A 17,495-nucleotide genomic window follows, 5' to 3' on the forward strand; every position below is an offset into this window, starting at 1 on the left:
AATTAAAAAAGGACCCACTAAAAAGCAGGTCCCAAACGGATTACTTATCATCAATCGCAGCAATACCAGGAAGCGTCTTTCCTTCAAGATATTGAAGAGAAGCGCCACCGCCAGTAGAGATGTGCGTTAATTTTTCAGCAACCCCTAATTGTTTAACCGCAGCAGTTGAATCACCACCACCAACAATTGTCGTAGCGTCAGTTAAGGTTCCTAAGAACTTACCAACGTTTAAAGTTCCTTGAGCATAATTTGGCATTTCAAAGACACCCATTGGGCCGTTCCAAACGACCGTCTTGGCATCTTTTAGGACTGCTTCAAAAGCTTGAACAGACTTAGGACCAATGTCTAAAGCCATCCAGCCGTCATCAATGTCGCCCTCAACCACTTTGTGTTCAGCATCGTTACTGTAACTCTTGGCGACGATATTATCTGATGGGAGCACAATCTTGTCGCCACCCTTTTCAAGGATGCTCTTGGCAACGTCAATCTTATCCTTTTCAACTAGGGAGTCGCCAATTTTAATGCCCTTGGCAGCATAGAATGTATAAGTCATTCCACCGCCGATGATAATTTTATCGGCCTTATTAAGTAGGTTGTCGATGACCCCAATTTTATCAGAAACCTTCGCGCCACCCAAAATGGCAACAAATGGGCGCTTGGGGTTATTAACAGCTTCGCCCAAGAACTGGATTTCTTTTTCCATTAAGAAGCCGGCAGCAACCGGTTTGTCAGCTTTGTGCATCGCTTCAGCAATCCCAACGTTTGAAGCGTGGGATCGATGAGCAGTTCCAAAGGCATCGTTAATGAACTCATCTGCAAGTGAAGCCCAGTATTCACCCAACTTAGGATCGTTTCCGGACTCTCTTTTGACATATTCGCCGTTCACAACGTCTTCATAACGAGTGTTTTCAAACAACAAGACGCTGCCGTCTGTCATTTTGGCAATTGCATCTTCTAATTGTTGGCCTTCAGTGACCGGCACAAAAATAACTGGTTTGTTAAGCAAATTAGAAAGCCGTTCAGCGACTGGACGTAGTGACAATCCAGCTTTATCGTCTTCTTTTTTTACTCGGCCAAGATGTGAGCATAGAATTGCGCGGCCTTTGTGGTCCAAAACATACTTAATTGTTGGCAATGCGGCTTGAATTCGGTTATCGTCGCCAATAACGCCATCCTTGATGGGAACGTTAAAATCGACCCGCATTAAAACCTTTTTGCCTTCAAGATCCAAATCAGAAACTGTTAATTTTGCCAATTTAGAAACCTCCTACACACAAATTAAATTGTGATATTTAATTGCAAGGGTTAGATAACAAAAGACGGAGAAGACACCCTCCTCCGCCAATTGCCATCACCAATTATTAAAGTGAAGCGAACTTCAACAAGGTACGAACCATGTTGCAAGTAAAGCCCCATTCGTTATCATACCATGCAACGGTCTTAACAAGTTGGCTGTCGCCTGCAGTGGTTACTTCAGTTTGAGTTGGGTCAAATACTGAACCGTGATCGTCGTCAATAATATCTGATGAAACAATTTCATCATCATTGTAACCAAATGCTGGGTTATCAACAGTGTGCTTCTTCATTGCTTCGTTAACTTCGTCAGCAGTAACTTTCTTGTCGAGCACTGTGATTAATTCAGTTAATGAACCATCAATAACGGCAACCCGTTGTGCGTGGCCTTGCAATTTGCCGGCAAGTTCTGGAATAACCAAGCCAATCGCCTTAGCAGCACCAGTTGAATGAGGAATGGTGTTAGCGCTGGCAGTTCGGTTATTGCGCTTCTTCTTAGTCTTAGGGCCATCAAGAATTTGTTGTGAAGCAGTGAAGGCGTGAATTGTTGTCATGGTACCAACTTTAACGCCAAATTCTTTGTTCATGAAGTAAGCCATTGGTGCCAAGCAGTTAGTGGTACATGAACCAGCTGAAACAATTACGTCATTTGAGTTCAAAACATCCAAGTTAACACCTGGAACAACTGTCTTGATTTGACCAGCAGGAGCTGAAATTAAGACACGCTTTGCGCCAGCTTTAATGTGAGCTTGTGATTTTTCTTCTGAAGTGTAAAAACCAGTACATTCAAGAACGTAGTCAACGCCATCGTTTGGAACCCACTTGAGGTTAGAAGCATCCTTTTCAGCGTATACAGGAATTTCCTTACCATCGACAACGATCCCTTTTTCGGTTGATGAAACTTCACCTGGGAAACGGCCATGAGTGGTATCATACTTTAATAAGTATGCCAACATTGATGGAGTGGTTAAATCGTTAATCGCAACAACTTCAATTTCGCTGCTGTGTAATTCATGAATCCGTTTGAATGCCAAACGACCAATTCGGCCAAAACCATTAATACCAATCTTTACAGTCATACTAAGTTTTCCTCCTTTAGGAAATCAAGAAAATATTGTTAGATAGTACAGAAATAATCGTACCACTAAATGAAAATAAAGTCAGCACCCTTGTGAAATGGAATTCAAAGCATGCATCGAGTAACCAGAAATATTACCCAAATTCGAGTATAGCAGACCGCATCGGAATTGCAATGGATTCAGATTTAGTAAACGTTTCCACAAAGAATTTTTTTATCTATCTTGAAATGTTTTCCGTTTTCCTGTATAGTATTAAGGGTAAGTTGCGCTCGTAGTGTAATGGATCGCACGTAAGATTCCGGTTCTTGAAATGAGGGTTCGATTCCCCCCGAGCGCATTAAAAAAGAGTTATTTAATGAATGGTTGGTCGTCTTTAATACAGCGACTAGCCATTTTTGTTTAGTGATTTTAGTTATTAGATTGACTAATCATAACCAGTTCACAATCTCTTGACCACTAAACCCGGTAAACAACTTGGCCGTCTCTCTCCTTTATTTTGTATCACTAATTTTAGAAGGCACGAAAGGTTAATCCGCCTTGTCATCAAAATCAACCCCCTGCTCCTTGTAATAGGCCACAATTTCTTGGCGGCGATTTTCAAACTGTGGTGGTAACCCCAAACCGGACCCTAGTGAGAGAATCGGTTCATCCAAACTAAAGCCAGGTGTTGTTGTTGCAATTTCAATTCGATTATCGCCAGGGTCTCGCACATATAAGCTCTTAAACCAGCCCCGATCGGCGTATTCTTCAATGTTTAAATGCAATTGCTTGGCCCGGTCCCAGTACGCCAGTAACTTTTCCTTTGTCGGTGCCGCTAACGCAAAGTGATCAATGCTGCCGCGACCAAATCGGGTTCGTTCTCCCGGTTCGGCTGACTGAAAAAGTTCAATGGATTGACCGTTCTCCAATGCCACAGCATGATTGGTAACCCTCAATCCCAACCAATCACTGAAAAAGTCTGCCGTAGCCATCGGATCGGGCACGTGCAACTCAACCCCCAACAAGCGGGTAATCTGATCTTCTTCAGGAACCGGACTATCTGGAACGATCCGCATGTCGGTAAGCAATTCTGGTGTCTCAATTAACTTAATTAGCACGTTATCAGGATCAAGAAACTGAATACCACCATCGATTGAATTGACCTCAATCCCTAGCCCGTTTAATCGGTGCTGCCAAAAATCACTGGTGGACTTAGGAATTGCCAGGCGAATGGTGTTAAAAAAATGACTGCCATCCGTCCGTCTACCTAACAATGGCAATACAAAGAACGTTACAACAGTTCCTGGTGTCCCCAAAAAATCACCATAGAATAGATGGCGAATTTTAATATTTTCTTGATTCACTGAATTTTTAATTAACCGCATCCCCAGCACTTTTGTATAAAAATGAACGTTTTGTTTTGCATCCCTAGTCAATAACGAAATGTGATGAGTTTTCATTTTAGTGCCTCCAAATAAAGTGAGCGGAGCCAGGCGCTTAGAAAGCGGAGCGTAAGTCTCCTCTAACGGAAATTCCCGGGCTTGGAATTTTTGTTAGAGGTGCTTACGTGTAGCTTTCTGCCTGGCGCAGCTGTCCTAAAACCAGTGAGCGGAGCAAAGCGCTTAGAAAGCGGAGCCTAAGTTAACTTGGCCGGAAATCCCGGGCTTGGATTTTTGGACAAGTTGACTTAGGTGCAGCTTTCTGCTTTGCGTAGCTGTCCTTAATAACAAGCAAACGAAGCCCAAGTTTACCTGACCGAAAATTCTAGCTTAATTTTTCATAAAATCGCTTACACCAATTGCTGCCCTTTGCCTTTGTTTTACCTTGAGTATATCACCGATACCGCTTCTCCTGGACTTTAATCACCCTTACAATCACTATTCAAAAAGTGATTTTGCTGAATGAAAACTGAAAAATGAGCAAAACATTTGACCTTTTTTGACCAATAAACTAAACTATTATCATGAACTTGGCTTAGGCCATCTATCATAAAACCTACTAAGGAGGCATTCTTAATGAATTTAGTGCCAACTGTTATTGAGCAATCCGCTAATGGCGAACGCGCCTACGACATTTATTCGCGACTATTAAAAGACCGCATTATCATGTTATCAGGTCCTATCGAAGATGACATGGCGAACGCGATTATTGCGCAACTCTTGTTCTTGGATGCTCAAGACTCTGAAAAAGATATTTACCTATACATCAATTCACCAGGTGGTGTAATCACTTCTGGAATGGCCATTTACGATACCATGAACTTTGTTAAGGCCGACGTTCAAACGATTGTAATGGGTATGGCAGCTTCAATGGCTTCTGTTCTGGCATCTTCTGGTGCCAAGGGCAAACGTTTTGCATTGCCACACGCCCAAGTCTTGATTCACCAACCATCCGGTGGTGCGCAAGGTCAGCAAACTGAAATCGAAATTGCTGCCGAAGAAATTTTGAAAGCTCGAAAGATGATCAACAATCTCTTAGCTCAAAATTCCGGACAACCAATTGAGAAGATTAACAAAGACACTGAACGTGATAATTACCTAACTGCTCAAGAAGCTGTTGATTATGGCTTGTTGGATGGTATTATGACGAACAGTTCCGAAAAACAATAATTAATTGATTAATCGTAATAATTATCGTTAATTAAACGTTCGAGAGCAGTGATTCCTTATTTTAAGGGATCATTGCTCTTTTTTTGTTCAAATCCTAATCAATTGCCTAACTTGCCCGGACAGACTAAAATAGATGTGAAAGTTAGTGAGTTAATTAACTTTAGCATGATTAATGAAAACTTTCAGTTCTTTTGAAAACATTCTTTGTGAATTTCATTAATTTGTTGAATCGAGGCTATTAATAATGAGAAATCAAGAAAGTACCGCAACCATTACCCCTGAAACCATCCCAGCCGAAATGAAAGCTTGGGAGATTGTTAAGCCTAGCTCAATTAATGGCGAAACGTCCCCGTTGAGATTTACGACTAAACCGACTCCCACTCCCGCCCGTGGTGAAGTGCTTGTCAAAGTGATCACTTGTGGCGTTTGTCATACAGATTTACACGTCACTGAAGGCGATCTACCAGTCCATAAACAGCATCTAACGCCCGGGCATGAGATTGTTGGCAAAGTGGTTCAAAATGGCCCGGAAACGAGTCGTTTTAAGTTAGGCGATCGCATTGGCATCCCATGGTTACGCTGGACGTGTGGTGTCTGCGAATATTGCCGCGCTGGCAAAGAAAATCTATGTCCAAATTCATTGTATACCGGTTGGGATCACGATGGCGGCTATGCTGAATACGTCACCGTTCCAGAAGGGTTCGCTTACCGAATTCCTGCTCGATTTGATTCCGCAACTGCCGCGCCTTTGCTGTGTGCCGGCATCATCGGTTATCGATCGTTCAAACGAGCCAACGTCCCTGCTGGCGGCCGCCTAGGTCTTTACGGATTTGGCGGGTCAGCACACCTCACCGCACAAATTGCCATGAAACAGGGCATTGAAGTCCACGTTTTAACGCGAGGCAAAGACGCTCGACAATTTGCCCTTCAACTAGGTGCCGCCTCTGCTCGGGGAGCCTATGATTTACCACCCGTTAAGCTGGATTCAGCGATTATTTACGCACCGGTTGGCGATATTGTCCCCAAAGCTTTGGAAGCTTTAAAGCCTGGTGGAACCCTTGCAATGGCTGGAATTCACTCAACTGACATCCCCCAACTATCTTATTCAGAACACATTTTCCATGAAAAAAACCTTACCAGTGTGGAGAGTAATACCCGAAGAGATGGCGAAGAATTCTTAACTCTAGCCGATCGACTGGACGTTCACCCCGAAATCACTGAATATCCGCTCGATCGTGCAGATGAAGCGCTCCGTTACTTGTCGCACGGTGATATCAAAGGGGCTTGTGTTTTGAGAGTTAGCCAAGATTAATTTAGCATCAACCCCAAAACCAGGTTCCCATATTTGGATTGTTATCGCAATGATGCCCTGATAATAGTTAAATTCAGCCATCACTTGGTTTTTAGCTAATTTTATAATCGAATTCCCAAGCATTCTACAAACTAAAATAGTGCTCCGTAATTGTCAGACGCACTTGTCTAACAGTTACGGAGCACTATTTTAGTCCGAGTGGTGCAAAAACAAACGATGCCCAAAAATACATCAAGCAATCGTTTCATCAATGCCTTGGGTTAGCTTATCAGCATACTCATTAATTTTTCGTAACCGATGATTAACGCCGGACTTAGAAATTGGGCCACCCGCCACTAAATCTCCAAGCTCCTTTAAGCTAACTTCGGGATGATTTAGTCGTGCCCGGGCAATTTGCGCCAATTTTGGCGGTAACTTGTTCAAGCCAATCGTTTGGTCAATTAGCTTAATATTCTCGATTTGCTTACTAGCCGCATTGGCAACCTTATCCAAATTAGCATTTTCACAGTTAACAAGCCGGTTAACGGAATTTCGCATGTCACGGACAATTCGAATGTCCTCAAATTTAAGCATTGAACTAGTTGCCCCGATTAACTGCAAGAAGTCCGCAATTTTTTCAGCTTCCTTAAGATAGGTAATATAACCACTGCGGCGTTTAGTTGTTCTGGCCTTTAAGTGATACTGATTCATCATTTCGGCAATCATCTCATTATGGTTCTCATATAAAGAATAAATCTCCAAATGATAACGGGAAGTCTCAGGATTATTCACTGAACCGCTGGCTAAAAAAGCGCCGCGCAAGTATGACCGAATCTGCGCATCTTCAGTTAACATCTTACTGGGTACTCGTTCCACAATTTGAACGCCATCAAAAATTCCCAGATCATCTAATAATAAGTTGGCCTTATCTTCAACTCGTAAAATATACAAATTATTCTTTTTTAATTTCATCTTGCGGCGAACACTCAACTCGCCGGTAATGCCATAAAACTTCGACAATAATTGGTACATCCGCCGAGCAATCGCTGGGTTTTCCGACGATACGTTTAACACAAAATGATGATTCGAAATGGCAAGCGACCCATTAATTCTGATTAGGGCCATTAGCTCGGCCTTGGCATTATCCCGATGAACGGTTAATGACGTGAGTTCTTTTTTAACTTCACTGGCATATGACATCTTTTGACCTCACTTTCATTACTGCGCTTTGTGGTCATCTAAGGTGCGCCCCATTAAATTGATCAACTCATCGGCAACTTCTTGCCCATTATGAAAAGCACCACGATCTTTTAATTCCAAAAAGTCAGCAGAAATAACCCGACAGCCCATCGCCCGCAAGCCAGCAAAGTCATGCTTGACCGGCTGCGAAACTTCATTCCATTTTTTATGATCAATGTATTCTGCTGGCACTTCTTTACTATTAACCAAAACCGTATTGATAAAGTTCATTCCAAGATGTCGATTCAACACCCGAACGTGATCGGCCTCGGTGAAGTTCTCTGTTTCCCCTTTTTGGGTCATAATATTGCAAATATAAACAATATCTGCCTTCGTTTTCCGCAGCGCTTCGCCAACGTTTTCGATCATGAGGTTCGGTAAAATACTGGTGAATAAGCTTCCCGGTCCTAAAACAATTTGGTCAGCTTGCATAATTGCATCGACCACTTGGGCAACGGCTTTTGGCTTATGAGAATCATCATTGGCTTCTACCCAGACCCGTTTAATTAATTTACCAGCAGCCGTAATCTCTGATTCACCACTTAAATGTGTCCCATCACTAAACTCCGCGTTTAGTTCTAATGGTTCGTTTGCGGCCGGATAAATATGCCCGTCAACCTGCATAATCTTGCTTAGAATTTGAACTGAGTCAAAAATGCCACCCTTCATTTCAGACAACGCCGCAATGATTAAATTGCCAAGCGCATGACCAGCAAAAAACTTATCGGTACTATTAAAGCGATACTGAAATAACTCTAGCTCTAATCTTGGTAAATCAGAGAGGGCAACCATGACGTTTCGAATGTCTCCCGGTGGCACCACATTAATATAATTTCTCAAAATGCCAGAAGACCCACCATCATCAGCGACGGTCACAATAGCAGTAATATCAACGTGCCGATTTTTGAGGTTTTTAAGAATTACCGGCAGCCCGGTTCCCCCACCGATTACGACAACTCTTGGCTGGTGGCTATGCAGAGCATCTCTCATTGCGCCCCCTCCTTTGTTTGGTGCCGATCAATATCTCGGTGAGTAATGTTAACTGGATAATCGGCTTTTAGATCATTGCCAAGGCGTTCGGCAATGGCAACTGAGCGATGCTGCCCACCCGTACAACCAATTGCCACTGTTAAGCTAGCCTTTCCTTCCTTGGCATACGCCGGCAAGGTAAACTGCATCATATCGAGTAACTTGGCGTAAAATTCTTGGGCCCCTGAAGAACTCATTACATAGTCTTCAACCGGCTTATCCAAGCCAGTCTTGAACCGCATACTAGCTTGATAATAAGGGTTCGGTAAAAATCGAACGTCCATCACGATATCGGCATCAAGCGGTAAGCCATATTTAAACCCAAAAGACATTACTTCTACATGAAAGGTATGGGTTGCATCAATTGCTTCAAAATTATGGAAAACCTCTTCGCGAAGCCGTCGCGGTGACATATTAGTTGTATCAACCACCAGGTCAGCGGCTTTTTTGACGTTTGCCAGCAATTCGCGCTCTTTTTTGATCCCGTCAATCACTCGACCGTTTCTAGCAAGCGGGTGGGCGCGCCTGGTTTCTTTATATCTAGAAACCAGTTTGGTATCTGAAGCGTCTAAAAAAATAATATCAACATTATTATCATCATTGCGTTTTAAATCATTGAACATGCCAATAATTTCATCATAAAAAACCTGAGAACGCAGGTCCATTACCAAGGCAATTTTATTAATGTCTCGTTCCAGCTTAATTAACTCTTTAAATTTAGGAAGCAGCGTCGGCGGCATGTTATCAACACAAAAATAGCCTAAATCTTCAAAGCTTTGCATTGCGACAGTTTTACCTGCCCCGCTCATCCCCGTGATAATCACGAATTGGTTGTTAACGGCCATTGTAATTTCCTTTCGTTTAACAAACTCATTAGAGTATAACATACCGGGCGTATCATTTTAAGCGAAGACCCATATTGTTAACAAAACTAAAACAGATTTGAAAAACAGTTCGGTCCCAGTATTAACAAAAAAGGCTAACTATTCCAACAACAGAAATAATTAGCCTTTGCATTAATATTGATAAGGATCGGTCCCATTTTTCGAACACACTAAGTGAGGTCGCCCTTGCAATTCTTGAACAGCGATTGTTAACAAGCTAAGTTACATTTACAAATCCAAACTAACGATCAACCTCAGCTACTAGCGGTTAATTACTGATTGACGACTGACTGTTGCGCCTTTGCCACCGCTTCTTTGGTAAGCTTCGTATCCCGGGCTAAAACCGGTTTTAGATATTGACCCGTATAGCTTTCTTTAACTTGGGCAACTTCTTCTGGCGTTCCAGTCGTCACAACTTGGCCGCCGCCATCGCCACCTTCTGGGCCAAGGTCAATCAGATAATCGGCACTCTTTACCACGTCCAAATTATGTTCAATAATTAAAACCGTATTCCCCTGATCAACTAGTTTTTGCAGGACACCTAATAGTTTACGGATGTCTTCTGAGTGCAAACCAGTGGTTGGTTCATCGAGGATATAAAAGTTGCGGCCATTAGCCTTCTTATGCAGTTCTGAGGCCAACTTCATCCGCTGGGCTTCCCCACCAGACAATGTCGTTGCCGACTGGCCGAGTGACACGTAACCCAGGCCAACGTCTTTAATTGTCTGCAATTTTCGACTGATTTTTGGAATTGCACTAAAGAAATCAACCGCCTCGTCAACCGTCATATCCAGCACGTCAGCAATATTTTTACCCTTATATTCCACTTCCAAAGTCTCCGCGTTATACCGCTTGCCATGACAAACTTCACATGGCACATAAACGTCTGGTAAAAAGTTCATTTCAATCTTTAAAATACCATCACCATGGCAAGTTTCACAACGGCCGCCCTTTACATTAAAACTAAAGCGGCCTTTCTTAAATCCCCGCAATTTGGCATCATTAGTATTGGCAAATAAGCCACGGATATCGTCGAAGACACCGGTATAAGTCGCTGGATTACTCCGCGGCGTTCGGCCAATTGGCGTTTGGTCAATATCAACAATCTTTTCGATATTTTTATAACCGGAAATTGCTTTGTACTGACCAGGCTTTTGCGAGTTGTGGTTCAATTTTTGCGCCAAAGCCCGCTTTAAAATATCGTTTACTAATGTTGATTTACCAGAGCCAGAGACGCCGGTCACAACAATAAATTTACCCAATGGAAAATCAACGGTTATGTTTTTCAAGTTGTTCTCGCTGGCCCCAGTGATGCGGACCTTTTTACCGGTTCCCTGACGACGTTTAAGCGGCACTGGGATAAATCGCTTACCGGCTAAATACTGACCCGTAATCGACTTCGGCGCGGCTTCAATATCTTTAGGTGTACCAGTTGCCATGACATGACCCCCATCGCGACCGGCACCAGGGCCAATATCGACAATATAGTCGGCCGCCCGCATCGTGTCTTCATCATGTTCCACGACGACCAAGGTATTGCCAAGATCACGCATCTTTTTAAGTGATGCGATCAGGCGGTCATTATCGCGTTGGTGCAGTCCAATGGAAGGTTCGTCAAGGATATATAAAACGCCGGTTAAATTAGACCCAATTTGAGTTGCAAGTCGGATTCGTTGTGCCTCGCCACCAGAGAGCGTTCTAGCAGATCGAGATAACGTTAGGTAATCTAAGCCAACGTTTCTTAAGAACGTTAGCCGATCCCTGATTTCCTTGATAATCGGTTTGGCAATCATTGTGTCTTGAGGACCGAATGATAAGTTACTAAAGAAAGCCAATTCAGCAGATACGTCAAGTGATGAAACTTCAGCGATATCTCGATTGCCCACCTTTACGGCTAATGCCTTTCGATTAAGGCGAGCGCCGTGACATGTCTGACAAGTTAGTTCAGTCATGTATTGACTTAAATTATTCCGGGTAAAGTCACTACTTGTATTGTGATAACGGCGATCAACGTTGTTAATAACCCCTTCAAATGGCCCATCAACGTCCCGAATGCCGCCAAAGTCACTTTGCAGGACAAAATGAAAAGTTTTAGTTGGCGAGCCATATAAAACAAAGGTCTGATCTTTTTTGGACAGTTTCTTAAAGGGTGTATCCATATCGATTCCCTGAGCCTTGCAAGCTTGGGCAAGCATGTTAGGATACCATTTGGACCCAGCCGGATTCCAGGGAGCCAGCGCCCCTTCGTTTAAGGTTTTGTCTTTATCAGGCACCACGAGATCCGGATCAACTTCAAGCTTCATACCGAGACCATCACAATCCGGGCAAGCCCCAATGGGTGAGTTAAATGAAAACAGACGGGGTTCAAGTTCGCCCACTGTGAAGCCACAAACTGGACATGCATAGTGTTCTGAGAACAACAGTGGATCACGTTGACCCATAAAATCAGCAACTGCATAGCCACCACTCAAACGCAAGGCCGCTTCAAGTGAATCGGAAAGGCGGTTATTAATGCCATCCTTAACGATAATCCGATCAACGATAATGTTGATATCGTGAGATTTATTCTTTTCAAGCTCTGGCACGTCATCAATATCGTAAGTGTCACCATCAACTTGAACCCTCACAAATCCTTCTCGCTTAATCTTGGCAAAAATCTTTTTGTGCTGCCCCTTTTTTCCCCGGACAATCGGGGAAAAGATTTGCAGTTTGGTTCGCTCAGGTAACTTCATAATCTGGGCAATCATTTGATCAACTGATTGGCTTGAAATGACAGTCCCATCGTTTGGACAAATTGGGACACCAACTCGCGCCCATAAAAGCCGAAAATAATCATTGATTTCGGTAACCGTCCCAACCGTTGAGCGGGGATTCTTCGAAGTCGTTTTTTGATCAATTGAAATTGCCGGGCTTAACCCTTCAATTGAGTCAACATCTGGCTTGTCCATCTGCCCCAGAAATTGGCGGGCATATGATGACAAGCTTTCAACATAGCGACGCTGGCCTTCGGCGTAAAGGGTGTCAAACGCTAGTGAACTCTTGCCAGAACCAGAAAGGCCGGTCATGACAACTAGCTTATTTTTGGGAATGGTTACATTCACATCTTTTAAGTTATGGGCGCGAGCACCTCGAATTACAATCTTATCCATTACCAATACGCATTTACTCCTTTAACTCATTTCACCTTTTAGCTCAATAATTGTATCACGCAAGGTTGCTGCCTGTTCAAAATCCAGCTTCTTGGCGGCGTCTCGCATCTCTTCCGTTAATCTGGCCAGCATATTCTTCTGGTCTTTTTTGGCCATTTGTTCGAAATCACTTTCAACAAAGTCATCCTTTTCACCGGTATCATCACTATCTTTAGTAACTGAAATCAGGTTACGAATTGGCTTCTTGATTGTTTTAGGCGTGATCCCGTGTTCTTGATTATATTTAATTTGAATTGCTCGCCGTTTGGCCGTTTCGTCAATGGCTGCTTGCATCGAATCGGTTACCTCATCGGCGTACATAATAACGGCGCCGTGCTCATTTCGCGAAGCGCGGCCAATCGTTTGGATTAATGACCGTTCATTACGCAGGAAACCTTCCTTATCAGCATCCAGAATTGCAACCAATGAAACTTCTGGGACATCAATTCCCTCCCGTAGCAGGTTAATGCCAACCAAAACATCAAATTTTCCAAGCCGCAGATCACGAATAATCTGTGTTCGTTCAAGCGTTTTAATATCAGAATGCAGGTATTTAACTTTAATTCCCAAATCTTTTAGGTAATCCGTTAAATCTTCAGCCATCTTTTTTGTCAAAGTCGTCACAAAAACCCGTTCGTGCTTATCGACCCGCTTGTTGATCTCGCCAACTAAATCATCCATTTGACCCATAATTGGCCGAACATCAATCGTTGGATCCAACAAGCCAGTCGGCCGAATAACTTGAGTCACAACATGAGATGTCTGATCCAATTCATAAGGCCCGGGAGTCGCCGACATATAGATAATTTGATGAACATGTTTTTCAAATTCTTCAAGGGTCAGCGGGCGGTTATCCAACGCACTTGGCAATCGAAATCCGTAATCAATCAACTGTTTCTTTCGCGCCTGATCTCCATGATACATGCCGCGGATCTGCGGCATCGTTTGATGAGATTCGTCAACTACCAGCAAGAAATCACTGGGAAAGAAATCGAGCAAGGTAAACGGTGGTTGACCGGGTTTTCGCCGATCCATAAAACGAGAATAGTTTTCAATGCCACTGGTATAGCCCATTTCTCTCATCATTTCAATATCATACGTTGTTCGCTGTTTGAGTCGTTGGGCTTCTAGTAACTTACCTGCCTTTTCAAACTTGGCAACTTGATGATCCATTTCATCCTTAATTTCTGGGAGCGCTAATTTCATGACATCATCGCTGGTTAGAAAGTGTGTCGCTGGAAAGATTGCGATATGTTCTCGATCGCCAATCACTTCGCCGGTTAATGTATCAACTTCACGAATGCGATCAATTTCATCACCAAAGAATTCAATTCGAAACGCGTGCTCATCCCAAGAGGCTGGAAAAACTTCGACGACGTCACCATGAACGCGAAACCGCCCGCGCTGAAAATCAATATCATTTCGGTCATACTGGATATCAACCAGTTGTCGCAAAAAATGATCCCGTTCAATCGTTTGACCAACCCGCAAGGAAACAACGTGATTCCGATACTCGCTTGGATCACCTAACCCAAAAATTGACGATACTGATGCCACCACAATGACATCGTTTCGCTCCAGTAATGAACTCGTCGCAGAATGACGCAACTGGTCAATTTCATCATTAATGGCCGAATCCTTTTCAATGTAAGTATCACTAGACGGCACGTAAGCTTCTGGCTGATAATAATCGTAATAACTCACAAAGTATTCAACTGCATTATTGGGAAAGAATTCCTTAAATTCACTATATAATTGACCCGCCAAGGTCTTGTTATGTGAAAGAACAAGCGTCGGTTTATTCACTTGGGCAATCACGTTTGAGATCGTAAATGTTTTTCCAGTACCGGTTGCACCCTTCAAAATCTGCGCTTTTTCGCCTTCGTTAACACCAGCAACCAATTTCTGAATAGCCTGTGGCTGGTCGCCAGTCGGCTTATACTTAGACACTAAATCAAATTGCCGATCATTTTCTCTTTCGATCAATCTTAAACTCCTCCTGACGTCCAACATTAACGGTACAAAACTAAAGGGGCTACAAGCAAAACCTGCTTTATTAGCCCCACTATCAACGCTATTCTACCATACGAACATACTTTCGCCAACGATTAATTACTAGAAACGTGTTCCTTTTTTAAAACTTTTCGTGTTAAATTCCGTAGCTTCTCCTGCGTCGTGAAGTTTTCTGCCAACATTTCTGGGATAACCTTAGTAATGACATATCGCACACAAGCCATGTCGCGATATTTCAGCATGGTTGATAAACTTTCTTTATACATTTCTGGATAAACAGCTTCTGGGTTGCCTTTTTGGATTTCGCCAAATGATTCATATAGCAAATCAACTTTATCCGCAACCGCCAGGATTTTTCCCTCTAGTGACGAATCCTTGCCTTCTGATAATCGTCTTCGATAAACCGCTTGAAATTCTGTTGGAATTTCATTTTCAACAAAATTTTCTGTTAATTTATCGTCAACGTCAGCAAGCATACTTCTTAGCACTGGTGTCGCATACTTGACTGGCGTTTTAATATCCCCAATAAACCGTTCAGTGTAGTCATGGTTAAGTGCTTTTTCATACAACAGCCGCCAATTAATTTCTTGGCCGGCATTTTCTTCAACATCACCTAAAAATTGGGCAATTTCAGTTACTTTAAATGAGTGGGCAGCAACCGAGTGCTGTTCAAATTTAAAATATCCCGGGGCCCGGTTAATTAATTCTAATTCGGCCAAACTTTCCAAGTATTGATGCATCCCCATGATTCGCAGCTCCCTTTCAAGTCAATGAAATTATTTTCATACACTAAAGAGGCTGGAAAATCTCCAACCTCTTTATCATTTACTATCATATTAACGCATTCAACTCAAAATGCGAATCATTTATCTAATTATTGAGTCACTTCTGACTTGTCGCTAGAACGATGGGATTCAATATACTCAAAAGCCTGTTGACCAGCAATGCCGCCTTCACCAACGGCAGTTGTAATTTGACGAAGCTTCTTTTCTCGAACGTCACCAATTGCGTAAATACCTGGAACGGCCGTGGCCATTTGATCATCAGTTTTGATCCAACCATCAGCATTCGTTATCTTAAGATCAGCAAACGGTTCCGTCATTGGCAATAAACCAACGTAAATGAAGACACCAGCCGTTTCAATCGTTGATTCTTCATTCGTTTGGTTATTACGCACCTTAACACCTGAAACTTTAGTGCCATCACCAACTACTTCGGTAACGTTGGTGTTCCAAACGAAGTCAATCTTATCATTCGCAAATGCGCGGTCCTGAATCACTTGTTGGGCACGCAATTGATCACGCCGATGAATGACCGTTACATGATCAACGATCCCAGCTAAATAGGTGGCCTCTTCGATTGCTGAATCACCACCGCCGACAACGACGACGTGCTTATTCTTGAAGAAAGCCCCATCACATACCGCGCAGTAGGAGACACCCTTGCCACCATAGTCTTTTTCGCCAGGAACCCCGAGCTTTTTATACTCAGATCCCGTTGCGATAATTACAACTTTGGCTTCTAGCTCATCACTATCAGTCTTAACTAATTTGGTGTCGCCATGATCCTCGATGGATTGGACAGCACCATAAACATATTCGGCACCAAAATTAATCGAACTGTCGTACATATCCTGAGCCAAGTCCGGTCCCATAATGGACTTAAAACCCGGATAATTCTCAATAGCAGCCGTATTGTTCATTTGGCCACCATAGATCCCACGGTCAATCATTGCAACTGATAAATTAGCTCGTGATGCATAAAGCGCAGCGGTCATTCCGCCGGGGCCGGCACCAATAATCACAACATCATATTTTTTTGCCATTTAAATCCTCCTCGTAAGTGCGTGAAGCAAAGCATAGGTACAAGCTTTGCTCTGGGCAGGTTTTTGCTTAATACAGTTGGCTGGCTAAATAAAACAGCTTCTTATTCACAAATCTAAATGTACTATTAATAAGTAAGTCTGTCTAGTAATTAGCTCTTGCTTGGTTTATCCTCATCGGCCAACTGTTTTCCTAAGTCCTTTAAATAAGCTCTTAAGCCAGTCGCAATTTCTGGGTGCCGCAAGCCAAAGATAATATTGGTTTTAAGCCAACTCAGTTTGTTACCCGTATCAAACCGACTGCCTTTAAACTCATGCGCAAATACCCGTTGAGTTTGATTCAGCTCATCGATGGCCGAGGTCAATTGAATTTCACCAGAAGCATCCGGTTTAGCATGTTCTAGAATCCCGAAAATTTCTGGGGTTAACAAGTAGCGGCCAATGATTGCCAAATCGCTAGGTGCTTTTTCTGGGGATGGCTTTTCCACAAACTTTTTAACGTTAAATAACCCCGGACGAACTTCTTCAGAAGGATCAATGACACCATATTTGGAAATATCTTTATGGGCAACGCGCTTAACAGCCAACGTCGATGCCCCAGTTTCTTGAAAGCTATTCATCAATTGCTTGGTCAGTGGTACCTTATCTTCCATGACGTCATCGCCCAGCATCACAACAAACGGTTCATTACTAATAAAACTGCGGGCTGTATAAATGGCATCACCTAATCCTCGCGGGTGTGATTGGCGAATGAAATAAATATTCATATCGTTAGTTTTACGAATCGTCTCTAAAATATCATTCTTATGGCGATCTTCCAAATTCATTTCCAACTCTGGATTAGAATCAAAGTGGTCTTCAATCGAGCGCTTGCCCTTGCCAATCACAATGACAATATCTCGGATACCTGATTTTTTAGCTTCTTCGACGATAAACTGAATCGTTGGTGTATCAACAATTGGTAACATTTCCTTTGGCAACGCCTTGGTTTCTGGTAAAAACCGTGTTCCAAGTCCCGCCGCCGGAATAACGGCTTTCGTTACTTTTCTTTGCATATTATGTCCCACAC

13 protein-coding genes and 1 tRNA gene are annotated in these 17,495 nt (G+C 42.9%); 3 read left to right on the top strand and 11 right to left on the bottom strand.

The window, feature by feature from the left end:
- Positions 1–40: 40 nt before the first annotated feature.
- Positions 41–1,255: a phosphoglycerate kinase gene (locus YK48G_RS12865; RefSeq protein ID WP_203631112.1), complete on the bottom strand. Its 1,215-nt coding sequence runs from the start codon at positions 1,253–1,255 to the stop codon at positions 41–43.
- Positions 1,256–1,361: 106 nt separating this feature from the next.
- Complete coding sequence (gene gap, locus YK48G_RS12870) at positions 1,362–2,372, bottom strand: type I glyceraldehyde-3-phosphate dehydrogenase (protein WP_203631113.1); 1,011 nt, start codon at positions 2,370–2,372, stop codon at positions 1,362–1,364.
- Positions 2,373–2,637: 265 nt separating this feature from the next.
- Here gap and YK48G_RS12875 point away from each other — a divergent pair.
- Positions 2,638–2,709, top strand: a tRNA-Arg gene (locus YK48G_RS12875).
- Positions 2,710–2,899: 190 nt separating this feature from the next.
- On the opposite strand, the gene YK48G_RS12880 is transcribed toward YK48G_RS12875, so the two are convergent.
- Positions 2,900–3,811 carry a VOC family protein gene (locus YK48G_RS12880; RefSeq protein ID WP_203631114.1) on the bottom strand — a complete coding sequence of 304 codons (912 nt, stop codon included), beginning with the start codon at positions 3,809–3,811 and terminating at the stop codon, positions 2,900–2,902.
- A gap of 555 nt (positions 3,812–4,366) precedes the next feature.
- On the opposite strand from YK48G_RS12880, the gene clpP reads away from it, so the two are divergent.
- Together clpP and YK48G_RS12890 are read left to right on the top strand one after the other, a co-directional pair.
- The gene (clpP, locus tag YK48G_RS12885) at positions 4,367–4,960 is read left to right on the top strand and encodes an ATP-dependent Clp endopeptidase proteolytic subunit ClpP (RefSeq protein WP_203631115.1); all 594 of its coding nucleotides are present in this window, start codon (positions 4,367–4,369) and stop codon (positions 4,958–4,960) included.
- 244 nt (positions 4,961–5,204) lie between these two features.
- On the top strand, positions 5,205–6,272 hold the full coding sequence (locus tag YK48G_RS12890; protein ID WP_203631116.1) for a zinc-dependent alcohol dehydrogenase family protein: 1,068 nt from the start codon (positions 5,205–5,207) through the stop codon (positions 6,270–6,272).
- Positions 6,273–6,503: 231 nt separating this feature from the next.
- Here YK48G_RS12890 and whiA read toward each other — a convergent pair whose 3' ends face one another.
- From whiA to galU, 8 genes are all read right to left on the bottom strand, one after another.
- On the bottom strand, positions 6,504–7,451 hold the full coding sequence (gene whiA, locus YK48G_RS12895; protein ID WP_203631117.1) for a DNA-binding protein WhiA: 948 nt from the start codon (positions 7,449–7,451) through the stop codon (positions 6,504–6,506).
- 18 nt (positions 7,452–7,469) lie between these two features.
- Entirely contained in the window at positions 7,470–8,480 is a 1,011-nt protein-coding gene (gene mgfK / locus YK48G_RS12900) for a gluconeogenesis morphogenetic factor MgfK (RefSeq protein ID WP_203631118.1), read from the bottom strand.
- Entirely contained in the window at positions 8,477–9,364 is an 888-nt protein-coding gene (gene rapZ / locus YK48G_RS12905) for an RNase adapter RapZ (RefSeq protein WP_203631219.1), read from the bottom strand. Before rapZ ends, mgfK begins: the two co-directional genes overlap by 4 nt.
- A 311-nt stretch (positions 9,365–9,675) precedes the next feature.
- Positions 9,676–12,558 carry an excinuclease ABC subunit UvrA gene (gene uvrA, locus YK48G_RS12910; RefSeq protein ID WP_203631119.1) on the bottom strand — a complete coding sequence of 961 codons (2,883 nt, stop codon included), beginning with the start codon at positions 12,556–12,558 and terminating at the stop codon, positions 9,676–9,678.
- Positions 12,559–12,573: 15 nt separating this feature from the next.
- Positions 12,574–14,577, bottom strand: a complete 2,004-nt coding sequence (gene uvrB, locus YK48G_RS12915; RefSeq protein WP_284692044.1) for an excinuclease ABC subunit UvrB — start codon at positions 14,575–14,577, stop codon at positions 12,574–12,576.
- Positions 14,578–14,699: 122 nt separating this feature from the next.
- On the bottom strand, positions 14,700–15,350 hold the full coding sequence (locus YK48G_RS12920; RefSeq protein WP_203631121.1) for a YfbR-like 5'-deoxynucleotidase: 651 nt from the start codon (positions 15,348–15,350) through the stop codon (positions 14,700–14,702).
- 128 nt (positions 15,351–15,478) lie between these two features.
- Positions 15,479–16,429 carry a thioredoxin-disulfide reductase gene (trxB, locus tag YK48G_RS12925; RefSeq protein ID WP_203631122.1) on the bottom strand — a complete coding sequence of 317 codons (951 nt, stop codon included), beginning with the start codon at positions 16,427–16,429 and terminating at the stop codon, positions 15,479–15,481.
- Between the two features lie 149 nt (positions 16,430–16,578).
- Positions 16,579–17,481 (bottom strand): UTP--glucose-1-phosphate uridylyltransferase GalU, encoded by a 903-nt coding sequence (galU, locus tag YK48G_RS12930; RefSeq protein ID WP_203631123.1) that lies wholly within the window; start codon positions 17,479–17,481, stop codon positions 16,579–16,581.
- Positions 17,482–17,495 lie beyond the last annotated feature (14 nt).

It is taken from the genome of Lentilactobacillus fungorum, from assembly GCF_016860605.1.
Lineage (GTDB): Bacteria > Bacillota > Bacilli > Lactobacillales > Lactobacillaceae > Lentilactobacillus > Lentilactobacillus fungorum.